This window comes from Pseudomonas sp. PS01300 (assembly GCF_029960155.1).
Taxonomy (GTDB): Bacteria; Pseudomonadota; Gammaproteobacteria; order Pseudomonadales; family Pseudomonadaceae; genus Aquipseudomonas; species Aquipseudomonas palmensis.
The window spans coordinates 1-18,695 of record NZ_JASCPN010000051.1; the positions used below are offsets into that span (position 1 = coordinate 1).

At 67.8% G+C, this 18,695-nt stretch carries 19 protein-coding genes; 7 read left to right on the top strand and 12 right to left on the bottom strand.

Annotated features, from left to right (window positions below; genetic code table 11):
- Positions 1-78 precede the first annotated feature (78 nt).
- The 3 genes from QMX96_RS20460 to QMX96_RS20470 form a co-directional block, all read right to left on the bottom strand.
- Positions 79-621 (bottom strand): DUF4174 domain-containing protein, encoded by a 543-nt coding sequence (locus QMX96_RS20460; protein ID WP_282362300.1) that lies wholly within the window; start codon positions 619-621, stop codon positions 79-81.
- A 243-nt stretch (positions 622-864) separates the two neighbouring features.
- Positions 865-3,225 (bottom strand): DNA polymerase II, encoded by a 2,361-nt coding sequence (locus QMX96_RS20465; protein ID WP_054916068.1) that lies wholly within the window; start codon positions 3,223-3,225, stop codon positions 865-867.
- A 54-nt stretch (positions 3,226-3,279) separates the two neighbouring features.
- Entirely contained in the window at positions 3,280-4,494 is a 1,215-nt protein-coding gene (locus QMX96_RS20470; protein ID WP_282362301.1) for an MFS transporter, read from the bottom strand.
- Positions 4,495-4,611: 117 nt separating this feature from the next.
- Here QMX96_RS20470 and QMX96_RS20475 point away from each other — a divergent pair, with 117 nt between their 5' ends.
- The 5 genes from QMX96_RS20475 (at position 4,612) to QMX96_RS20495 (ending at position 8,217) form a co-directional block, all read left to right on the top strand.
- Positions 4,612-5,565: a LysR family transcriptional regulator gene (locus tag QMX96_RS20475; RefSeq protein ID WP_282362302.1), complete on the top strand. Its 954-nt coding sequence runs from the start codon at positions 4,612-4,614 to the stop codon at positions 5,563-5,565.
- Between the two features lie 36 nt (positions 5,566-5,601).
- Positions 5,602-6,288, top strand: a complete 687-nt coding sequence (locus QMX96_RS20480; RefSeq protein ID WP_043860192.1) for a hypothetical protein — start codon at positions 5,602-5,604, stop codon at positions 6,286-6,288.
- Positions 6,289-6,371: 83 nt separating this feature from the next.
- On the top strand, positions 6,372-7,070 hold the full coding sequence (locus tag QMX96_RS20485; protein ID WP_043860191.1) for an AzlC family ABC transporter permease: 699 nt from the start codon (positions 6,372-6,374) through the stop codon (positions 7,068-7,070).
- Positions 7,067-7,390: an AzlD domain-containing protein gene (locus QMX96_RS20490; RefSeq protein WP_054916070.1), complete on the top strand. Its 324-nt coding sequence runs from the start codon at positions 7,067-7,069 to the stop codon at positions 7,388-7,390. Before QMX96_RS20485 ends, QMX96_RS20490 begins: the two co-directional genes overlap by 4 nt.
- Entirely contained in the window at positions 7,387-8,217 is an 831-nt protein-coding gene (locus tag QMX96_RS20495) for an AraC family transcriptional regulator (protein ID WP_054916071.1), read from the top strand. Before QMX96_RS20490 ends, QMX96_RS20495 begins: the two co-directional genes overlap by 4 nt.
- A 69-nt stretch (positions 8,218-8,286) precedes the next feature.
- On the opposite strand, the gene QMX96_RS20500 is transcribed toward QMX96_RS20495, so the two are convergent.
- From QMX96_RS20500 to QMX96_RS20520, 5 genes are read right to left on the bottom strand one after another with little or no spacing between them, the layout of a single operon-like run.
- Complete coding sequence (locus QMX96_RS20500) at positions 8,287-9,039, bottom strand: ABC transporter permease (protein ID WP_054916072.1); 753 nt, start codon at positions 9,037-9,039, stop codon at positions 8,287-8,289.
- Entirely contained in the window at positions 9,039-10,238 is a 1,200-nt protein-coding gene (locus QMX96_RS20505; RefSeq protein ID WP_282362303.1) for an ABC transporter substrate-binding protein, read from the bottom strand. Before QMX96_RS20505 ends, QMX96_RS20500 begins: the two co-directional genes overlap by 1 nt.
- Complete coding sequence (locus QMX96_RS20510; protein ID WP_043860186.1) at positions 10,204-11,052, bottom strand: ABC transporter ATP-binding protein; 849 nt, start codon at positions 11,050-11,052, stop codon at positions 10,204-10,206. Before QMX96_RS20510 ends, QMX96_RS20505 begins: the two co-directional genes overlap by 35 nt.
- Positions 11,049-12,116 carry an acyl-CoA dehydrogenase family protein gene (locus QMX96_RS20515; RefSeq protein WP_058541149.1) on the bottom strand — a complete coding sequence of 356 codons (1,068 nt, stop codon included), beginning with the start codon at positions 12,114-12,116 and terminating at the stop codon, positions 11,049-11,051. Before QMX96_RS20515 ends, QMX96_RS20510 begins: the two co-directional genes overlap by 4 nt.
- A 51-nt stretch (positions 12,117-12,167) precedes the next feature.
- A complete protein-coding gene (locus tag QMX96_RS20520; RefSeq protein WP_282362304.1) occupies positions 12,168-12,728 on the bottom strand; it encodes a carboxymuconolactone decarboxylase family protein in 561 nt (186 codons plus the stop codon).
- A 106-nt stretch (positions 12,729-12,834) separates the two neighbouring features.
- Between QMX96_RS20520 and QMX96_RS20525 the strand changes: the two genes are divergently transcribed.
- Positions 12,835-13,746, top strand: coding sequence for an AraC family transcriptional regulator (locus QMX96_RS20525; protein ID WP_043860183.1), 912 nt, complete (start codon positions 12,835-12,837; stop codon positions 13,744-13,746).
- Between the two features lie 127 nt (positions 13,747-13,873).
- Entirely contained in the window at positions 13,874-15,499 is a 1,626-nt protein-coding gene (locus QMX96_RS20530; RefSeq protein WP_282362305.1) for a methyl-accepting chemotaxis protein, read from the top strand.
- 53 nt (positions 15,500-15,552) lie between these two features.
- On the opposite strand, the gene QMX96_RS20535 is transcribed toward QMX96_RS20530, so the two are convergent.
- The 4 genes from QMX96_RS20535 to QMX96_RS20550 are packed head-to-tail and all read right to left on the bottom strand — an operon-like array spanning position 15,553 to position 18,682.
- On the bottom strand, positions 15,553-16,521 hold the full coding sequence (locus tag QMX96_RS20535; RefSeq protein WP_282362306.1) for a LysR family transcriptional regulator: 969 nt from the start codon (positions 16,519-16,521) through the stop codon (positions 15,553-15,555).
- 54 nt (positions 16,522-16,575) lie between these two features.
- The gene (locus tag QMX96_RS20540; protein ID WP_282362307.1) at positions 16,576-17,532 is read right to left on the bottom strand and encodes a peptidylprolyl isomerase; all 957 of its coding nucleotides are present in this window, start codon (positions 17,530-17,532) and stop codon (positions 16,576-16,578) included.
- Positions 17,529-18,005 (bottom strand): YbjN domain-containing protein, encoded by a 477-nt coding sequence (locus QMX96_RS20545; RefSeq protein ID WP_043860180.1) that lies wholly within the window; start codon positions 18,003-18,005, stop codon positions 17,529-17,531. Before QMX96_RS20545 ends, QMX96_RS20540 begins: the two co-directional genes overlap by 4 nt.
- 17 nt (positions 18,006-18,022) lie before the next feature.
- Positions 18,023-18,682: a hypothetical protein gene (locus QMX96_RS20550; RefSeq protein WP_043860179.1), complete on the bottom strand. Its 660-nt coding sequence runs from the start codon at positions 18,680-18,682 to the stop codon at positions 18,023-18,025.
- Between the last annotated feature and the right edge of the window lie 13 nt (positions 18,683-18,695).

Genomic DNA, 18,695 nt, shown 5'->3' on the forward strand with positions numbered 1-18,695 from the left:
GTGCTTGGCCGGCAAGGCCGACGCCTACAGGCGTAGCGCTGAACCTGTAGGCGCCGGCCTTGCCGGCGAAGGGGTGTCTCAGTCTTCCAGCGGCTTGGGCGGCTTGGCGGGCTTGGCCGGTTTGGCATGCTTGCCCGGCTTGCCCTCTGGCGCAGGCTCGGCGGCGGGCGCTGCGACCGTCGGCGCCACAATGGCCTTTTCGCTGGCCGGCAACTGGTCGACCGCCGCGAAGATCTGCTCCGGCTCCACCGTGCCGTCATGCTCGATGATGTGCTTCTCGCCGTCCTTGCCCACCAGCACCACCTGGGTGCCCTTGCGCGCGCCCAGGCTGAGTTCGCGAATCAGCGCCATGGTGGTCTGCTGCTCGAGGTTCTTGTCGTCACGCTTGCCGACCATGCCCGCCACGCTGTAGAGCACCAGGTTGCGCTCCTCGAACTTGCTCTTGGTCGCCGGGTCCTTGAGGGCCTCGTTCAGGGTGCGCAAGGTCGGGTCGGCGGTGCTGGGGGCAATCACGATCAGGGGTCTGGACTTGCCCAGGTCAACGGCCAGGGGCGCGTCGTCGGCGAGCAGCGGGCTGGCGACTGCCAGCAGGGTGGCGAAGGTCAGTGACCGAACAAGCATGTGCATCTCCTTCTTGTTTCCATGCACCAAAGACTACAGATCAAAGCGAAAGATCCGAGCGAGCCTAAACGACTGCCCGCGTGTGTGGACGTTTACAAAAGTAACTTTCGGTTTCAAGGGTAGCTGTGCATGTGCAGAGGATAGCTGAAGGTCAGGGATGTGTCGGGCCACTGGCCCCTTCGCCGGCCAGGCCGGCTCCTGCAGGTTCGCTCAATGGTGGTGTGCAGGGGCGCAACAGCCCCATCAGAACAACCCCATCTGCCGATCGATCAGGGTGCTGAAGTCATCCCCCACAAACGGCAGTATCGCATCGGCCACCGGCTGCAGTTGCCGGGTCAGGTAATGCTCGTAGTCGATGCCGTTGCGCCGGTTTTCCAAAGGCTCGGGCCCGGCCAGGGTCATCACGTAGCTGATCCACCCGCCATTCTGGTACTGGCGTGGCCGCCCCTGGCTGTCGTTGAACTCGTCGGCCATGCGCGCCGCCCGCACATGCGGCGGCACGTTGCGCTGGTAGTCGTCCAGGGGCCGGCGCAGGCGTTTGCGGTAGACCAGTTGATCGTCCAGCTCCCCGGCCAGGGTGCGCTGCACGTAGTCCTTCACATAGGCCTGGTGCGGCCTGCGCTCGAAAATGCGCTGGTACAGCTCCTGCTGAAAGTGCTGGGCCAGCGGCGACCAGTCGGTGCGCACGGCCTCCAGGCCCTTGTAGACCATCTCGTCGGGCCCGCCCTCGCGGTGCACCAGGCCCGCATAGCGCTTCTTGCTGCCCTCCTCGGCACCGCGGATGGTGGGCATCAGAAAGCGCTTGTAGTGGGTTTCGTACTGCAGCTCCAGCGCACTGTCCAGGCCGTACTCATCGCGCAGGTGCTCGCGCCACCACTGGTTGACCTGCTGCACCAGGGCACGCCCGATCTCCCCGGCCTGCGCCTCGTCATGGGCCCGCTTGAGCCACACGAAGGTCGAGTCGGTATCGCCGTAGATCACCGTGTAGCCCTGGGCCTCGATCAGCTCGCGGGTGCGGCGCATGATCGCGTGCCCGCGCATTGTGATCGACGACGCCAGGCGCGGGTCGAAAAAGCGGCAGCCACTGGAGCCAAGCACCCCGTAGAAGGCGTTCATGATGATCTTCAGCGCCTGCGACAGCGGCGCATTGTGCTCGCGCTTGGCCTGCTCGCGGCCCTGCCACACGCGCTCGACGATGGCCGGCAGGCAATGCCGGGTGCGCGAGAAGCGTGCGCCGCGAAAACCCGGCACCGAGTGTTCGTCATCCGGCTCGCGCAGGCCCTCGACCAGGCCGATGGGGTCGATCAGGAAGGTGCGGATGATCGACGGGTACAGGCTCTTGTAGTCCAGCACCAGCACCGACTCGTACAGGCCGGGGCGCGAATCCATCACGAAGCCGCCGGGGCTGGCCTCGTCCGGGCGCCCGCCCAGGCTTGGGGCGACAAAGCCCTGGCGGTGCATCAGCGGTATGTACAGGTGACAGAACGCCGCCACCGAACCGCCGCTGCGGTCGGCCGGCAGGCCGGTGACCGTGGCGCGTTCGAGCAGAAAGGTCAGCAGCTCGGTCCTGGCGAAGATGCGCGTGACCAGCTCGCAGTCCTTGAGGTTGTAGCGCGCCAGGGCCGGCTTGTCCTCGGCGAACATGCGGTTGATTTCGTCCATGCGCTGGTACGGCGTATCGATGGCCTTGCCTTCGCCGAGCAGGGTCTGGGCGACGTTCTCCAGGCTGAACGAGGGGAAGCTCCAGGTCGCCGACCGCAGCGCCTCGATGCCGTCGATGATCAGGCGCCCGGCAGCGGCGGCAAAAAAGTGCGTGCGGCTGCCGTGCTCGCGCCATTCCATCACCTCGCCGCCGCGCCCCAGGCGCAGCGGCACCTGCAACTGCTGGGCATGGGCGTGCAGCACGCGCAGGTCGAACTGCACCAGGTTCCAGCCGATGATCGCGTCGGGGTCGTGCCGGGCCATCCAGTCGTTCAGGCGCTCCAGCAGCTGGGCACGGCTGGCGCAGTACTCCAGGTCGAAGTCCACGCCACTGGCGTCGCCGTTGGCCGGGCCGAGCATGTACACCTGGCGCTGGCCACAACCTTCCAGGGCAATCGAGTACAGCTCGCCGCGCTCGGTGGTCTCGATGTCCAGCGACACCAGGCGCAGGTTCGGCCGGTAGTCCGGGGCCGGCTTGAGCTGGGCGTCGAGCAGCAGGCCGTCGGCATCGGGGCGGCCGCTGAACGTCACCGGGGCAGTGATGAAGCGCTCCATCAGGTAGCGCTCGGGCGGGCGGATGTCGGCTTCCAGCAGGTCGACGCCCGCGGCGCGCAGGCGTTTTTCCAGCTGCATCAGCTGGCGATGCTGGCGGCAGTACAGGCCCAGCACCGGTCGGTGGCGGAAGTCGCACAGCGCCAGCTCGCGCAGCTCGACGTCGCGTTCGGTGCGCAGCACCGCCTCGACATGGGCACGCTGGGTGGCGGCGACGAACGCCACCGACGTCTGCACGGGCAGGCGCAACTGGCGCGGGCCCTGGTCGGTCGCCAGCCAGAACTCCACGCATGTGCCCTCTGGCGTATCCCGCCAGTGCCGGGTCAGGACAAAGCCCTGTTGAACCTCCACCGCTGCAACCTCGTACCCCTGTCAATGCGCCGATTCTACCTGATAGTGCCGGGCTTACCCGGCATTGCGCCGCCCCAGCGGAAAACCGTGCCGGTGCGAACGCAGGGTCAGGGTCAACGCCAGCCCCACCAGCGCCAGCAGCAGCCACGGGAAACTCTGCACGCCCCAGTGGCTCAGCAGCACGCCGCCCACCAGCCCGGCCACGGCGATGGCCAGGTTCCACACGGTGACGATCATCGACTGCGCCACGTCCGCGCCCTCGCCCGCCGCATCGGCACTGGCGGTCTGCAGCAGGGTGCCGGCGCCGCCGAAGCTCAGGCCCCACAGCGCCACACTGAAGTACACCAGCAGCGGCGCACCGGTAGCCAGGCCCAGCAGCACCGACGCCACGCCGAAACCGACCAGGCTGCCCAGCACCAGCCGGCGCAGGTGGCGGTCGATCAGCACGCCCACCACGCCAATCCCCACCAGCGCGGCGCAGCCGAACAGCAGCAGTACCGGGCCGGTGCTGCCGGCCATGCCGCCGGCCTGCAGAAACGGCACGATGTAGGTGTACAGCACGTTGTGCGCCAGCACCCAGGTGAAGATCACCGCCAGCACCGCGCTCACCCCGGGGGTGGCCAGCACCTGGCCGATGGCGGCACGCCTGCCGGCCGGCAGGCCGTCGAAGTCCGGCACGCTGAGCAGCACCCAGCCCATCAGCACCAGGGTCGCCAGCGACACCAGCACGAAGGTGCTGCGCCAGCCCAGCAGGTCGCCCAGCCAGGTGCCCGCCGGCACCCCCAGCGACAGCGCCAGGGGCGCGCCGATCATGGCCACCGCCATCGCCCGGCCCTGCTGGCTCACGCTGACCATGCGCCGTGCGTACCCGGCGATCACGCCCCACGCCAGGCCGGCCGCCACCCCGCACATGAAGCGCGCCGCCAGGGTCAGGGTGTAGTGCTCGGACACCGCCGTCACCGTGTTGAACACCCCGAAGCCGAGCACCGCCAGCATCAGCACCCTGCGTCGGCGCCAGCCCTGGGTCAGGGTCACCAGCGGGATCGCCGCCAGCAGCGAGCCCAGCGCATAGGCCGTGACCAGTTGCCCGGCCATCGCCTCGCTGACCTGCAGGCCGCTGGCGATGTGCCCCAGCAGGCCGGCCGGCAGGGTCTCGGTGAGAATCGCGATGAAGCCGGCCATCGACAACGCCAGCAGGCCGGACAACGGGAACGCCGGTTCGGCCTCCACCCCTGCTGCGGCCTGGGCCGGGCAACTGCTCTGGGACATGGTGCAAACTCCTGAAATAAAAAAGTGACTGCACGGTAATCCTTCCCGCCACTGCGGAAAAAGACGGGTAGAATTCCGCACAATCCGGACACACCTGTCCGCAATCGGAGAACGACCATGGACAGCCTCAGCGGCTTCGTGGTGTTTGTGAAAGTGGCCGAAACCCGCAGTTTCGTGGCCGCCGGCAAGGCCCTGGGGGTCAGCGCCTCGGCGGTGGGCAAGCGCGTGGCGCGGCTGGAGAGCCGGCTGGCGGTACGCCTGTTCCACCGCAGCACCCGCAGCATCACCCTCACTGCCGAGGGCGCGCTGTTTCTGGAGCGCAGCCGGCGCATCCTGGCCGAAATCGAAGCCACCGAAGCCGAGCTGTCCCAGGCCAGCCAGGCCCCGCGCGGCAAGCTGCGGGTGAGCCTGCCCCAGGTCAGCAGCATGATCGTGCCGCTGCTCAGCGACTTCATCGGGCAGTACCCGCAGATCGAACTGGACCTGGACTTCAGCGACCGCATGGTGGATATCGTCGGCGAAGGTTTCGACGTGGTACTGCGGGCCGGCGAACCCTCCGATTCGCGTCTCAATGCCCGCCGCCTGGGCGACTTCCGGCATGTGCTGGTGGGCTCGCCGGCCTACTTCGCCGAGCACGGCACGCCGCGCCATCCCCGCGAGCTGGCCCTTCACGCCGGGCTGCACTACCGCTTCCTGACCACCGGCAAACTCCAGCGCTGGCCACTGCGCCGCGCCGACAACGGCGCCGACCACGAGGTGCCGGTGTCGATGGTGTGCAACCACCTGGAAACACGCATCTGCTTTGCCATGCGCGGCCACGGTATCGCCTGCCTGCCGGACTTCACCATCACCCAGCAACTGGAACGCGGCGAACTGGTGACGGTACTGGATGAACACCTGGACCACGGCGGTTGTCTGTACCTGTTGTGGCCATCGGGGCGACAGATGTCGCCCAAGCTGCGGGTATTCATCGACTTCATGGAGCAACGGCTGTTTGCCCCGGTGCCGCCAACCGCTAGAATGCCGACCCAGGAGCCCCACCCAACCATGGATAGCCGGATACCGACATGAACAGCGCTGCCCTTTTTTCGCGGATGGAACGTTAACGTGTTTTCTGCCTGTCGCTACATCAGCCTGCTCTGTCTGCTGCCCGCCCTGGCCCTGGCCGATGAGGTGCGCATCGACCCCCACGCCGACCTGCTGTACCGCCAGGCCCTGCCGTTTCTGGAGCAGGCCGATGCCCGCAGCCGTGCCCTGCCACTGACCCCCGAGCCCGGCGACCAGGAGCTGATCGGCGAGGTCGAGGCGCTGGGGCGCATCCTGGAACCGGCGGTGGCGCTGCTGCGCAAGGCGGCCGAACTCGACCACCCGGTGGCGCAGTACCGCCTGGCGCTGTTCTACATCACCTACCTGCCGCAGAACGACATCGCCAGGTCCGCCTGCCCGCTGCTCGAAGCCAGCATTCGCCAGGGCTTCGCCCCGGCCGCCCTGGGCATCACCACCTGGTGCCCGGCCTTCAGCGACAGCGCCGACTACCGCCAGGCGCTGGAACGCATACCGCTGAACAACACCCTGTACGCCCCCTATTACCCGCAGCCGGCGGTGCGCCTGGAATGCAATCGCCAGCAGCCCCAGGGGCTGAACATGCAGTGGGGGCGCCAGCGTGACTTCCAGGCCGAGGTCTACCGCCTGCTAGGCACCATCGACCCGGGCCAGCGCCTTACCTACTACCAGAAGGCCGTCGACATCAATGGCTGCCTGCCGGCGCAGCGACGCCTCACCAGCCAGCGCTGAAGTACGCGGGCACCGCAAGATCGTACAAGGCAAGCGCCCACGGCTCTGGCATCCTGTGCAACCGACCCCAAGCGTGTGTTGTCATGTCCCGTTCTGCCGTTGCCCGCACTGCCTACATCCAAGGCTCGATCGCCTGCCTGCCGCTGTCGCTGGCGGTGGCCCCCTGGGGGCTGCTGGCCGGTTCCATGGCCATCGAGGCCAACCTCACCCCGCTCGAAGGCCAGGGCCTGTCGGCCATCGTGTTCGCCGGCGCCGCGCAACTGGTGGCCATTGGCATGCTCAAGGGCGGCGCCAACCTGTTCTCGATCCTGCTCACCACCCTGCTGCTGACCTCCCAGCACCTGCTGTACGGCCTGTCGATGCGCCCGGTGATCGCCGACCTGCCGCTGCGCTGGCGGCTGGGCCTGGGCTTTCTGCTGACCGACGAATTCTTCGCCCTCACCAGCCAGTACGACCGCCAGCAGTTCAACCGCTGGTACGCGCTGGGCGTGGGCCTGACCTTCTACATTGCCTGGAACCTGTTCACCCTGGCCGGCATCGTGCTGGGGCGCAACATCCCGCACCTGGACCAGCTGGGCCTGGATTTCTCCATCGTCGCCACCTTCGTGGCGCTGATCGCGCCGCTGGTACGCAACCTGGCCACGGTGGTGTGCGTGGCCGTGGCCCTGTTCAGCTCGGTGCTGTTCAGCTACTGGCACTGGGAAACCGCGCTGGTGCTGGCCGGGCTGCTGGGCATGAGCGCAGGCTTCATCTGCCAGAAACTGACCGGAGCACGCACATGATCATGCTGCTGATCGTTGCCATGGGCCTGCTGGTGTTTCTCAACCGCTACGCCTTTCTCGAACCCCGCCTGCCGTTGCGCCTGAGTTCCAATGCGCGGCAGTTCCTGGGGTTTGCCGTGCCGGGCATGCTCACCGCCATCTGCGGGCCGATCGTGTTCATGCCTGACCACCAGCTCGACCTGAGCCTGGCCAACCCCTACCTGCTGGGCGCGGTCGTGGCCGTCGTGCTGGTGCTGTGGACCCGCAGCGTGCTGCTGAGCATGTTGCTGAGCATGGGGTTGTTCTTCGTGCTGCGCTGGTGGTTGAACGGCGCCCCATGAAAACCGTGCTGCGTGAACAGACCCGCCTGTGGCAGGCCCAGGCGCTGGGCGACATCGAGATGCTGCATGCGCGCTACGTGCAGCAGCGCTTCGCCCCGCATGTGCACGAAGGCTACGTGATCACCATCATCGAGTCCGGTGCACAGCGCTTCTGGCACCGTGGCAGCGAGCACCTGGCGCCCGAGGGCAGCATGGTGCTGATCAACCCGGACGAGCTGCACACCGGTGCCAAGGCGCATGCCCATGGCTGGCGCTACCGTGGCTACTACCCCGAGCAGGAGCGCATCACCTCGGTGCTGGACGAGCTGGAGCTCAAGCGCGGCGGCCTGCCCATTTTCAAGGCCAGCGTGCTGCACGACCCGCAGCTGGCGCGTGCCTTCAGTGGCTTGCACAGCCTGGCCGAGCATGGCGCCAGTGCGCTGGAGCAGCAGACCGCGTGGCGCGAGGCGGTGTTGCTGCTGGTGCAGCGTCATGCCGGGGCGCGCGAGGCGCGGGCACCGGGGCAGGAGCCGCAGTCGGTGGCCAGGGCCAAGGAGCTGATGGAAAGCCGGCTGGCCTACCCGCCGTCGCTGGAGGAGTTGGCGGTTGCGGTGGGGTTGTCGCCGTTTCATTTTGCCCGGGTGTTTCGCCAGGCTACCGGCCTGCCGCCGCATGCCTGGCTCAAGCAGCGCCGGCTGAGCCGTGCGCGGGAACTGCTCAAGGCTGATTGCCTGCCGTTCAACGTTGCGTTTGCGCTGGGGTATTCGGACCAGAGTCATCTGAACCGGCAATTCAAGCAGGCGTACGGCGTGACGCCGGGGGAGTATCGGCGGGCGTGTTCGGTGTGAGGTGCCGGGCTGCCCCCACGACCTGGAGCCAATGCAGGAGCCGGCCTTGCCGGCGAAGGGGTCAGCCCCTCACCCATGCACCCAGCGCCGATGCAGCCCTCGCGCCAGTGCATCCAGCATGAAGCCCAGCACCCCGATCACCAGCACCATCGCCATCAGCTCCGAGTACGCCAGCCGGTCGCGGGTATCCAGAATGAAATACCCCAGCCCCGCACTCACCCCGAGCATCTCGCACGGCACCAGCACGATCCACAATATGCCGATGGCCAGCCGCACGCCGGTCAGCACATGCCCCACCACCCCCGGCAGGATCACCTTGCGCAAGGTCTCCCAGCGCGTGGCGCTCAGGCTGCGGCTCAACTGCAACCAGCGCGGGTCGAGCTGACGCACACCCGCCGCCGTGTTGAGCAAGATCGGCCACAACGCGGCAAACGCCAGCAGGAAGTAGATCGGCGCATCACCCACCCCCATCAGCATCACCACCACCGGCATCCACGACAGCGGCGAGATCATGCGCAGGAACTGGAACGCCGGGGTGGTCGCCGCGTCCAGGCGCCGGTAGCTGCCCACCAGCAAACCCAGCGGCACGCCCACCAGCAACGCCAGCACCAACCCCACCAGAATGCGCTTGAGGCTCACCGCCACATGCTCGTACAGCTCGGCATGCCCCAAAAGCTCCAGCAGGCTGGCAAAGGTGGCCTGCGGCGCAAACCGCAAGGCCAGCCCGTCACCGCCGAACAGCACGATCCCACCCCACCACAGCAACAACAGCACCAGCAGCCCGGCGATACCCAGGGCCGCGTGTTTGACTGGCTTGACCATCAGACCGCGAACTCCTCGCTGCGCTCGAAGCTGTCGGGCAAGCCGAAGGCCTTGAGCCCGCCAACGGCACCGATGGCGTTGCGCACGAAGCGGTCATCCACCAGGTCGCGGGCGGTCTGTTGCGGGTCCAGTGCGGCCAGGAAGCCCTTGTCGCCTTCGATCAGGGTGTCCTTGAGGCGGCGCACCAGTTCCTCGGTGTAGCTGGGGAACGGGTACGGCTGGAAGTCGATGCGCTGCTCGTCCCACTGCGCATGCCGGATCGCCCCGCTCTGCACATACTGTTCGCGGCTGTCGGCAGCCGGCGTGAGCACCCGGCCCAGCACCTCGGGGGCATGCGGGGTGTAGCGGTTGGCACCGCTCTTGGACAGAATCTGCGCCGCCTCGGCGCGGTGGTCGCGGGTCCACAGCTGGGCCTTGACGATGGCGTTGACCACCTTCTGCGACCACTCGGGGCGATTGTTCAGGTCGTGCTCGTGCATGAACACCACGCAGCATGCATGGTTGCGCCACACGTCGCCGGTAAAGCGCTGCACGCGCCCGACCTTGAGTTCCTCGGCCAGGGCATTGAACGGCTCGGCGACGATGTAGCCGGCAATGCGCTTGCTGGCCAACGCCGGCGGCATGTCCGAAGGCGGCAGTACCACCAGGTTGACCTCGTTGGCCGCCACCGCAGCCGTCGCCGCCCGCGACACCGGCTGCAAGCCGTTATCACGGAACAGTTGCTGCACCACCACGTTGTGAATGGAGTACCAGAACGGGATCGCCACCGTCTTGCCGCCCAGCTGCTTCACCTCGGTGATGTCCGGGGCCACGGTCAGCCCCGAGCCGCCCACGTGGTTCCAGGCCACCACCTTGGCCGGCACCTTGCTGCCGTAACGCGCCCATACGGTCATCGGCGACAGCAGGTGGATCACGTTGACCTGCCCGGAAATGAACGCCTCGATCACCTGCGCCCAGCTGCGCAGCAGCACCGGGCGCTCGGCCTTGATGCCCTCGGCGTCGAACAGGCCGTTGTTGTGCGCCACCAGCAACGGCGTGGCGTCGGTGATCGGCAGGTAGCCGATGCGCACCGGCGCATCCGGCTCGGCGGCGGCACGCGCCTGCAGGCTGCTCAGCAGCGGCATCGCACCGGCGGCACTGAGCACCGCGCTGAGTTTGAGAAAATCACGACGAGTGTGGGTGAAGTCGTCCAGGCACATGGGCAGTCTCCGACGGCGTAGGCAAAGAATCGGTTGGGGAAGTGTGGGTGCGGCTCGCCCGCCGAAGGGTCTTGAGAATCTCGATGCGCAACGCGCCCAGTGCCTCGACCTGCTGCTCACGCGGGTGCGCCAGGTCGATGGGCCATTGGCCGAGGGTCCGCGCCGGGTGGTCGCCCAGTAGCAGGATGCGGTCGGACAACAGCAGGGCCTCGTCGATATCGTGGGTGATCAGCACCGCAGCGGTGCCGTGTTCGGCGATCACGCTCAGCAGCAGTTGCTGCATGTCGGCGCGGGTCACTTCGTCCAGCGCGCCAAAGGGCTCGTCCAGCAGCAGTACATGGGGCTGGCGCGCCAGGCAGCGCGCCAGCGCGGTGCGCTGGGCCATGCCGCCGGACAACTGCGCCGGGTAATGCTGGCGTGCATGCTGCAGGCCCACGGCGGCGATCGCATGGTCGATGCGCGCCTCGCGCTCGGCCTTGGCCAAACGCGGCTGGCGAGCGAAATCCAGGCCGAAGGCGACGTTGCTTTCCAGGCTCAGCCAGGGCAGCAGGCTGGGGTCCTGGAACGCCACCGCCACCCGTGGATGCGGGCCGTCCAGCGGCTCGCCGAGCAGGCTCACGCGACCATCGCGCGCCGCCTGCAAGCCGGCCAGTACCCGCAGCAGGCTGGACTTGCCCACCCCGCTGGGGCCCAGGATCGACACCACTTCGCCCGGCGCCAGGTCCAGGTCGAAGCCTTCGAGCAGGGTTTGCCAGCCCTGTTCGCGGGCGTAGCCCAGGCTGATACCGCGGGCCTGCAGTACCACCTTGCTCATGCTGCGCGTGCCTGGCGTTGCAGCTCGGCGCGCAGTTGCACCAGGCTCGGGGTCACGATCGGCACGAACGCCGACTCGCGCCAGCGCCGCGCAAAGCCTGCGCCGTACTCGCTCAGGTAGGCCTTGCCGCCGCTGGCCTGCAGCTCCAGTTGCAGCGCCTCGCCAACAATCTCGGCCAGGCTGATGCGCACCTTGAACAGCGACGCCGGGTTGCCCAGGAAGCGCCCGTCGAGCAGGCCGGCCTTGAGCTCGCTCACCACATCGGCCAGCAGCTCGCGCTGCGCCTCGAGGGTTTGCGCCAGCACCGAACGCACCCCCTGCAGATGCCCCTGCGCTTCCTGCAAGGCGCGCCGCGCCAGGCCGATGGCCATGCCGCACTGCAGGCCCAGGAACGCCGGGCGCACCGCCGGCAGGAACTGCCGGGCATCCTCATGCAGCAGCCAGTCGCGGCCCAGGGCCACCTGATCGAAATCCAGCGCGGCGGTATTGCTCGACTGCAGGCCCATCAGTTGCAGGTCGGGGGAGCGCTGCACCCCCGCGATGCCGTCGGGGATCGCCACCACGAACGGTGCACCGCCTTCGGCGCGGTCGATGGCGGCCGCCACCACGAAGCCGCCCTTGCGCAGGTTGGTGACCCAGTGCAGGCGCCCGTTGAGCGCCCAGCCCTGCTCGCCGCGCGCCGTGGCGCTGACCTGCAGCGACTCGATGCCGGACAGAAACTTCATTGCGTTGGAGAGCCCGGTGGCACCGGCCAGCTCACCGCTGAGCAACGACGGCAGCAGGCGCTCGCGCAGGGCGCTGTTGGGGCTGTGCAGCAGGTATTCGATAAAGGCCCGCTGGCCCCAGAACACGAAGGCGGCGGCCAGCGAATAGCTGGCAACGCTGGCCACGGTTTCCACGGCGTCGGCCACACTGGCGCCGCTGCCGCCCTGACGCGGGTCCACACCCACACCCAGCACCTTGGCTGCGGCCAGTTGCCCCAGCACCTGCTGCGGGTCGCACCGGCCCTGGTCGAGCGCCTCGGCATTGGCCTCCAGCCAGTGCTGCAATACGGGATCAAGCATGTTCTTTCCTCCTTAGAACAGGGCGCCAGCCACACACTGGCGCCACGGGGCTCACTGAGCGTCGGCCTGCCAGCGGTACTTGGCCAGCTCGTCATTGAGCGGCGTGCGCGCAAACACGTTGGCGAAATTGCACAGCGTGGCCAGGCTCACCCCCAGGATAACTTCCAGGGCATGGCCTTCGGTGTAACCGGCCTCGCGAAACTCAGCGTAGGTGGCATCGCTCACATTGCCACGGGTGGCAATCACTTCGCGGGCAAACTTGGCCAGGGTTTCGAGCCTGGGCGATGGTAACTCGCCGCGCGCACGCAGGGCCTGCACCACTTCTTCGGGCAGCTTGGCCTTGTTCAGCGCCACCGCCGTATGGCCGGCCACGCAGAAGTCGCAGCCGTGCTGGGTGGCGGCAATGAGCTGCACCACTTCGCGCTCGGCCAGGCTCAGCTCGGTCTTGCCATTGAGCGCCGAAACCGTCACATAGGTTTCCAGCGCGGCCGGCGCGTTGGCCAGCACGCCCAGCAGGTTGGGAATGAAGCCGGAATTCTTCTGCGCGTTCTCCAGGAACGGGCGCGCGGCTTCCGGGGCGCTTTGCACGGTGTGTAGAGTGATGCGTGACATGGCGTGGTCTCCTGCATACTGAAGGTGTTCGCCAAGTCTGTTGGTTATAAGAAAACCGATCCATATTCTACAGTCGCGATTACTTGCTCCAGAGTGTTTCCATTAGATGATTTCTTCCAGCGTTTTGGTCGATTGGTTATTAGAGCGTCTGGAACTGGACGCCAGCTTGTTCCATGTGGGGCGCTACTGCGGTGGCTGGCACGCCAGCACCCAGGGCCTGGCCCGGGCCAGCTTTCATGTGGTGGTGCAGGGCCACTGCTGGCTGCACATCGACGGCCAGCCCGAGCCGCAGCGGCTGGAGGCCGGCGAGGCGGTGTTCCTGCTGCGCGACCTGCCCTATCGCCTGTCCGACAGCGCCGACAGCGACACCGCGCGCTGCCAGCCGCGCATCCCGATGCAGGCACTCGACAGCCAGGCGGCGGATGGCGTGGGGCTGGTGTGCGGGTTCTTTCACTTTCAGCCGGGGCTGTCGTCGCTGATGGCCGAGTCGCTGGCCGACTGGATCATCCTGCGCACCGGCGACCCGTCGCTGCAGGCGGCGCGGGCGCTGTTCGAGCTGATCCTGGAGGAATGCCAGCGCACCCCCGCACCCTCCTCCACCCTGCTGGAGCGCCTGAGCCAGTTGCTGTTCTTGTACGTGCTGCGCCAGCAGGTGAGCGACAACCAGGACCTTGGCGGCCTGGTCGCCCTGGCCCGTCACCCGGCGTTCGCCCCGCTGCTGGAGCAGTTGATCGAACACCCCGAACAGCCCTGGTCGCTGGAGAGCATGGCCGCCTGCACAGGGCTGTCGCGCTCGGCCTTCTTCAAGCGTTTCAACGAGCTGGCCGGCCAGTCGCCGGGCCAGGTGCTGCTGGCGCTGCGCATGCGTCACGCCTGCCAGTTGCTCAAGGCCAACAACACCGTCGAGCAGGTCTGCGCAGCGGTGGGCTACCAGTCCATCGCCGCCTTCACCCGGGCGTTCGGCAAGGCCATCGGCGTGCAGCCCGGCGCCTACCGCCGCCAGCACGAGGGCCGCTGAAACAAAGGCTGTGCGGTAATCGAACAGAACCCGTCGTCGCCCCCTAAAGTCATGCGCCGCGCCTCCGATAGCAGCCTACCCACCGCACAGAGTGGGGGTATTTTTTACTGCCAGGAGTAATGCCCGCATGCTTGCCGACCTCAAGATCCGCACCGGAATGTTCTGGGTGCTGCTGCTGTTCAGCGCCACCCTGCTGTTTTCCACCGTCAGCGCCTGGCGGGCGGCGGTGGGCAGCGACGCGCAGATCAACGAGCTGGACCAGACCGCCCAGCAGTCCGACCGCCTCAACAACGCGCTGCTGATGGCGATTCGCGCCAGTGCCAACGTGTCGTCGGGCTTTATCGAGCAGCAAGGCGGCCACCTCGACAGTGCCAAGGCGCGCCTGGCCATGTCGCAAAAGCTGCTGGGCGACAGCCAGGCGCTGGTCGACGCCTTCGTCACCAACACCCATGAGCCGGCGCAAAAGGCCCTGGCCCAGGACCTGCAGCGCACCTTCGCCGACTACGCCAACGCCGTGGCCGGGCAGCGCGCCGCCACGCTCAAGGGCTCGCTGGACGACTACTTCACCGTCAACGTGGATGCCGGCAACGCCATGCGTGCCCTGCAGGCGCTGCGCCAGCAACTGGTGGCAGCCCTGGCCGAGCGCAGCCGGCAGATCATGGCCGAGTCCGACCAGCGCCTGGCCACGGCCCAGTGGCTGAGCGTGCTGCTGGGGCTGTTGACCCTGGTGCTGGCCGCCGTGTGCTGGGCCTTTATCGTCGCCCGTGTGCTGCGCCCGCTGCGCGAGGCCGGCGTGCATTTTCAGCGCATTGCCGGGGGCGACCTGAGCGTGCCGGTGACGGTACGCAGCCACAACGAGATCGGCCAGCTGTTCGCCGAACTGGAACGCATGCAGCACAGCCAGCGCGATACCCTGGGGCAGATCACCGCCTGCGCCACGCAGCTGTCCAGCGCCGCCCAGGCCCTGGACAGCGTGACCGAGCAGAGCACCCAGAGCCTGCGCCAGCAGGACCAGGAGCTGGAACAGGCCGCCACGGCGATTACCGAGATGACCACGGCGGTCGAGGAAGTGGCGCGCAATGCGGTGTCCACCTCCCAGGCGGCCAGTGCCTCCAATGCCTTGGCCGAACAGAGCCGCCAGCAGGTGGCCGACAACATCGACGGCACCCAGGCCATGGCTCGCGAAGTGGCGATCAGCGGCGAGCGCCTGCAACAGCTGGCTGTGCAGATTCGCGAGATCGGCACGGTGCTGGAGGTGATCCGTTCGGTGTCGGAGCAGACCAACCTGCTGGCGCTCAATGCCGCCATCGAGGCGGCGCGTGCCGGCGAGGCCGGGCGCGGGTTTGCGGTGGTGGCCGATGAGGTCAGGACCCTGGCCTACCGCACGCAGCAATCGACCCAGGAAATCGAGCAGATGATCAACAGCGTGCAACAGGGCACCCAGGCGGCGGTGGACTCGATGCAGGCCAGTACCGGCCGCGCGCAGTCCACGCTGGGCATCACCCAGGCGTCAGGCCAGGTGCTGGAGGGCATCTACACGGCCATCGGCCAGATCAACGAGCGCAACCTGGTGATTGCCAGCGCGGCAGAGGAGCAGGCCCAGGTGGCCCGCGAGGTGGATCGCAACCTGCTGAACATTCGTGAATTGTCGGGCCGCTCGGCGGCGGGCGCCGAGCAGACCCGCGTCGCCAGCCATGCGCTGTCGCAGTTGGCCACGCAACTGACCACGCTGGTCACGCGCTTTATCGTCTGAGGTGCGGCGCCGGTTCGCCGGCAAAGCCGGCGCCTACAGGGCACCGCGCCCCTTCAGAACCACTCCCGACGCTCCTCGAACGCGGCCCGGATCATGGTCACCAGCACCTGCACCAACGCCGCCTGCGCCGCACGCTCATGCACCGCCAGCCACACCGTGCGGCGCATCGGCGCCTCCAGCAACCCCGGCAATGCCAGCAGGCCACGGTCCAGCTGCGCCGCATAATGCGGCAGCAAGCCGATGCACGCGCTGCACTTGATCAACTGGCTGAACAGGTCGTAGCCCGGCACCCGCGTCACCCCCGCCTCGCGCTCGCTCAACAGGCGGTTCCACGGCGCCAGCGCCGCCACCTGGGCCTCGCCCTGCCACTGCACCAGCATGTAGTCGCGCAGGTCGTCCCGGCACACCGGCCGGTTGCTCTCGCGCGAATAGCGCTTGGCAATGTGCGGGTGATACTCCAGCTGCGCCAGGCGCGTCGGCGCCTCGCCGGCAAACCCCGGCAGCGGCACGCTGCCCGCCTCGTCATCGAGCCACAGCACCACATCGGCCTGCGCCAATCCCTGTGCATCCAGGCCGCTGACATCCAGGCGGATCCCGGCGTTCTGGCGCACGAAAGCCACCAGGTTGCGCGCCAGAATGTCCTGCATGATCGGCTCGGCCACCGCCAGGCGCACCAGCACCGGCGCATCCAGCGCGGTCATGGCCTGTGGCTTGCTGCTCAGGCTCGACTGCAGCAACGCCTGCAACTGGCGCCCCTCGCGGCTGAGCACCAGGGCATGGCCGCGGTTGACGAACAATGGATACCCCACCCGCGCTTCCAGCTGCGCCAGCTTCTTGCGCAACAGGGTGGACCTGAGGTTGAGGCTGCGCGCAGCCTGCATGAAGCAGCCGCACCGCGCACTGGCCAGAAAACAGCTGAGCATCTGCTCGTCCTGCACCCAGCCCAGCCCGGCCCGCACCTTGGCCAGCGGCTCGGCCGGCGGATAATCGGGCACGTAGTGCGGCATATCGAACATCGGCATCCTCGCCTCCTGCCGGGCCCCGGCCAGGGCCCGCTCTTCCTTGATCGACGCCGCCTAGCGGCTGGCGTCCATGACCTGATTGAGCGCAGCGCCATCGATACTCAGCGTCGCGCTGTTGAACATGCCGTCCACGTAGGCCCGGGCCACCTGTTCCTGGCGCTGGGCCCGCAACAGGTCACGCAGGCTGTCGCGCACCTCGTCCAGGCTGGCCACACGCGGCGGCTGCACCTCGATGAGCTTGACGATGTGAAAGCCCGCCGCACTCTGCAACGGCTCGCTCACCGCCCCTTCCTTGAGCTGCGGCACCGCATCGCGCACCTGCGGCAGCAACTGGCTCAGCGGCTGCAGACCACTGTCGCCGCCACGCTGCGCGCTCTCGCGGTCCTGCGAGTTGGCCCTGGCCAGCGCGGCAAAGTCGGCATTGGCAGCCTGGGCCTGCTTGCTCAGGGCCAGCGCCTGCTTGCGCACGCGTGCCACCGACTGCTCGTCCGGCACCGCCAGGAAGATCTGGCTCAGGTGATAGCGCGTGGGCAGTTGCAGGCTGGCCTTGCCGTTCTCGTAGGCCGCCTGCAGTTCAGCCTCGCTGGGGTAGTCGGCCGGTACCTGGCTGACCGAGTTCAGGTAGTCGCGCAGCACGATCTGCTCCACCACCGCATGGGTCTGCGCCTGCACATCGGGACGCTCCGACCAGCCCTGGGCCTGGGCCTGCTGGTACAGCGCCTTTTCCGCCAGGCGCGAGCGAATCCAGCCCTCCAGGGCCTGGCGATTGCCGCTCAGTCCCTCGCGCGCCGGCGCCGGCAGCTTGGCGAACAGCGCCTTGAGCTCCTCCACGCTGACCTGCTGGTCGCCCAGGCGCGCCAGCGCCGGCCCCGCATCGCTCGCCACAGCGGCAACCGCCGGCGCTTTCGCGCTGGCTGCCACCGGGTCATCCCCCGTGCGCAGTGCCAACACCACTGCCACGCCCAGAACGGCCAGCGCGCCCGCGCCGGCCCACAGCGTACGTCGAGTCACGAAGCGCTCACCGCTTCAGCCCCGGCCACCGCCTCGTCCTGCACCTGGGCCACGTTGCGGCTGTAGTCGCGCAGGTACACGATGAACTCCTGCAGCAGGCGGTCCCACAGCACCAGGCTGCCCAGCAGGTGCTTGTGGCTGACGCCGTCGGCCACCATCACGTCCATCTCCATCACCAGGAACTCGCCCTGCACCGACAGCCGCGCGAAGCGGCGCGACACGTTCCAGCGTTCGGCCAGCCCGGCCGGCAGCTCGCCCTGGATGCGCAGGGCGCAGCTGTAGGTGAAGTCGAGGAACTCGCCCTCGCGCTCGGCACGGTTGCCAAAGCGCACCGCATAGCCCACGCCCTGGCTGGCACTGAGCAGTTGCACCACGGCATTCTGCTCGCTGCGATTGACTCGGCAACCTGCATCCTGCAACAGGGTGGTCAGAGAGTCGGCGCTGACGGTTTCGATCAGTTGGTTGTCACTCATGGCTTCGCTTCCTTGTGTCAATTGACTTGCGGTTTGCTGCCGCCCTGCGCGGCATCGAACTGGGTCTGGTACAGCTGATCGCCGTAGGCCTGGGCAAGTTCCTCGAACTTCACCCGGGCGCCCCCGGCAAAGGGTTGGCGCATCTTCATCACATCCGCCACATCGATCTTTTCGTAGGCCGCAAGAATCCCCTTGGCGACCCCGTACATCTGCTGATTCTTTGCCGAACACGCCAGCACCTGCTGCTCGCGCTCGGCCAGGCTGGCGGCCAGGCGCGCACGCTCGGCTTCCTTGGCCTTGGCCATGCCCAGCAGCTCGTCGTAGGCCTGCTTGTACTTGCCCAGTTGCGCGTTGCTGCTGGCCACCAGCGCCTGCGCCTGGCCGTGCAGGGCCTGCTGCTGGCCCAGCAGCTGCTCGGCCTGGCCACGGGCCTGGGCCAGTTGCGCGGTCAGTTGCTGCACCTGGGCCTGGGCCGCATCGCGTTGCTGCTCGGCGCTCTGGCGCGCCGCCGAAGCCTGCGCCTGTTCGCTCTGCAGCGCCTGCAACTGCTGGGTGGTACTGCGCAGCTGGGTGCGCAGGCGCTCTTCCATGCCTTCGGCCGCAGCCACCCCCGCCCAGCTCACGCCCAACGCCACCAGCAGGTACGAACAACAGGCCCGATAGGCTCGCTTGTTCATGCTCTTTCTCCCT

What these genes read in the sequence shown, in the direction of transcription:
- QMX96_RS20510 (WP_043860186.1), bottom strand. Translation starts at nt 11,052, where the DNA reads ATGAGCAAGGTGGTACTGCAGGCCCGCGGTATCAGCCTGGGCTACGCC.
- QMX96_RS20525 (WP_043860183.1), top strand. Translation starts at nt 12,835, where the DNA reads ATGATTTCTTCCAGCGTTTTGGTCGATTGGTTATTAGAGCGTCTGGAA.
- QMX96_RS20470 (WP_282362301.1), bottom strand. Translation starts at nt 4,494, where the DNA reads ATGTCCCAGAGCAGTTGCCCGGCCCAGGCCGCAGCAGGGGTGGAGGCC.
- QMX96_RS20545 (WP_043860180.1), bottom strand. Translation starts at nt 18,005, where the DNA reads ATGAGTGACAACCAACTGATCGAAACCGTCAGCGCCGACTCTCTGACC.
- QMX96_RS20515 (WP_058541149.1), bottom strand. Translation starts at nt 12,116, where the DNA reads ATGCTTGATCCCGTATTGCAGCACTGGCTGGAGGCCAATGCCGAGGCG.
- QMX96_RS20530 (WP_282362305.1), top strand. Translation starts at nt 13,874, where the DNA reads ATGCTTGCCGACCTCAAGATCCGCACCGGAATGTTCTGGGTGCTGCTG.
- QMX96_RS20520 (WP_282362304.1), bottom strand. Translation starts at nt 12,728, where the DNA reads ATGTCACGCATCACTCTACACACCGTGCAAAGCGCCCCGGAAGCCGCG.
- QMX96_RS20550 (WP_043860179.1), bottom strand. Translation starts at nt 18,682, where the DNA reads ATGAACAAGCGAGCCTATCGGGCCTGTTGTTCGTACCTGCTGGTGGCG.
- QMX96_RS20475 (WP_282362302.1), top strand. Translation starts at nt 4,612, where the DNA reads ATGGACAGCCTCAGCGGCTTCGTGGTGTTTGTGAAAGTGGCCGAAACC.
- QMX96_RS20535 (WP_282362306.1), bottom strand. Translation starts at nt 16,521, where the DNA reads ATGCCGATGTTCGATATGCCGCACTACGTGCCCGATTATCCGCCGGCC.
- QMX96_RS20495 (WP_054916071.1), top strand. Translation starts at nt 7,387, where the DNA reads ATGAAAACCGTGCTGCGTGAACAGACCCGCCTGTGGCAGGCCCAGGCG.
- QMX96_RS20485 (WP_043860191.1), top strand. Translation starts at nt 6,372, where the DNA reads ATGTCCCGTTCTGCCGTTGCCCGCACTGCCTACATCCAAGGCTCGATC.
- QMX96_RS20505 (WP_282362303.1), bottom strand. Translation starts at nt 10,238, where the DNA reads ATGTGCCTGGACGACTTCACCCACACTCGTCGTGATTTTCTCAAACTC.
- QMX96_RS20500 (WP_054916072.1), bottom strand. Translation starts at nt 9,039, where the DNA reads ATGGTCAAGCCAGTCAAACACGCGGCCCTGGGTATCGCCGGGCTGCTG.
- QMX96_RS20460 (WP_282362300.1), bottom strand. Translation starts at nt 621, where the DNA reads ATGCTTGTTCGGTCACTGACCTTCGCCACCCTGCTGGCAGTCGCCAGC.
- QMX96_RS20490 (WP_054916070.1), top strand. Translation starts at nt 7,067, where the DNA reads ATGATCATGCTGCTGATCGTTGCCATGGGCCTGCTGGTGTTTCTCAAC.